Below are 1,374 nucleotides of genomic sequence, written 5' to 3'. Positions count from 1 at the left end.
TTATGATAGTCATTGATAGTATAAATAAAGGTAACGCTTGGGCTAAGTAAAATCATATATTTGTACCACCACCGTATTTTTGGTAGAACAGATGTTATGCTAGACTTTTTGGAGCACAATCTACCAGCAGAGGTTTTTAGTAAGGTAGATAAGTCAACTTTACGATTGACTAACAAAAGCTTTGTTAACCCAGTAGGTACACGTGGAGAAAGTGATTTAGTGTTTCAAGCAACCATGAATAATCAAGATGGATATATATATATTTTATCTGAACATCAGTCAAAAATAGACAAATATATGCCACTACGTTTCATGGAGTATAACTTAAAACTGTTTAGACAGCATTTACATGAAAATAAGGATTCAGATGAATTACCGTTGGTATTAAATATATGTGTATACAATGGTAAAGAGGCTTATACAGGGAAGAGGAGTCTTCTTTCTATGTTTAAAGTACCAGAATTAGCTAAATCTTATACATTTGGTGATTTTGAGCTTGTCGATTTAACACATACATCTGATAATGAATTAGTTAAACAGAATATGGCCGCATTAGGCGAATTGATTCTTAAATATGGTAAGAGCAAGAATTTTAGTAGCATACTAAAATTCAATGAGTTTTTGAAATATTTATTATCATGTAGTGATCTATACGATACGCAATATTATGAAAACACATTTTTATATATCTTAGCTATAGCTGAGGATAATGATATCTTAGAAACGTTAAAATCTATCAACCCAGAAACTAAAGAATTAGTTATGACAGCAGCAACAAGACTAATACAACAAGGTGAGCAACTTGGATTAAAGAAAGGAAGACAGGAAGAGAAATATAAAATAGCACAAGAAATGCTAGCAGAAGGATTTGATATAGTCAAAATTTCTCGCATTACTGGTCTTACAGAACGAGAAATTAAAAACCTGTCTACAGATAAATTATAAATATTTTTGCTTTTTCTAGTCATAAAGATTGGATAGAGAAATTCTTTATCTTGATTTTTTATTCTTAAAACGACCGTTTTAAGGATGCTTTTGGCAAGATTGTGTAAAATGTTTATTATCCTCGTTGTCTGTTAACTTCCTTACCATGTACATGCTGACGGTTACCAAGAATAGCATCTTTAGTAATTTGATTACCTTCTTCATCGTAGATGGTAAAATCAAATTTTTGTTCAACATTACGAATTTTACTAGAGAAATTAAGTCCTATAAGGACGATATTTTTGTCTTTATAAAGAAACTTTTCTCTATAATTATTACCTTCTATCTGGCCTAAAGCAGTATTAGAATTTTGGGTGGTGGTACAAATATATGATTTTACTTAGCCCAAGCGTTACCTTTATTTATGCTATCAATGACTATCATGATTGC

General features: G+C 30.8%; 2 protein-coding genes. One reads left to right on the top strand and one right to left on the bottom strand.

Annotation, left to right across the window (positions count from 1 at the left end):
* Window positions 1-60: 60 nt before the first annotated feature.
* Window positions 61-945 carry an Rpn family recombination-promoting nuclease/putative transposase gene (locus tag CCPUN_RS04125; RefSeq protein WP_165941957.1) on the top strand — a complete coding sequence of 295 codons (885 nt, stop codon included), beginning with the start codon at window positions 61-63 and terminating at the stop codon, window positions 943-945.
* Window positions 946-1,060: 115 nt separating this feature from the next.
* On the opposite strand, the gene CCPUN_RS04935 is transcribed toward CCPUN_RS04125, so the two are convergent.
* Complete coding sequence (locus tag CCPUN_RS04935; protein ID WP_133282313.1) at window positions 1,061-1,312, bottom strand: PD-(D/E)XK nuclease domain-containing protein; 252 nt, start codon at window positions 1,310-1,312, stop codon at window positions 1,061-1,063.
* Between the last annotated feature and the right edge of the window lie 62 nt (window positions 1,313-1,374).

The sequence above is a fragment of the Cardinium endosymbiont of Culicoides punctatus genome, from assembly GCF_004354815.1.
Lineage (GTDB): Bacteria > Bacteroidota > Bacteroidia > Cytophagales > Amoebophilaceae > Cardinium.
This window is presented reverse-complemented; position numbering and strand designations above follow the sequence as displayed.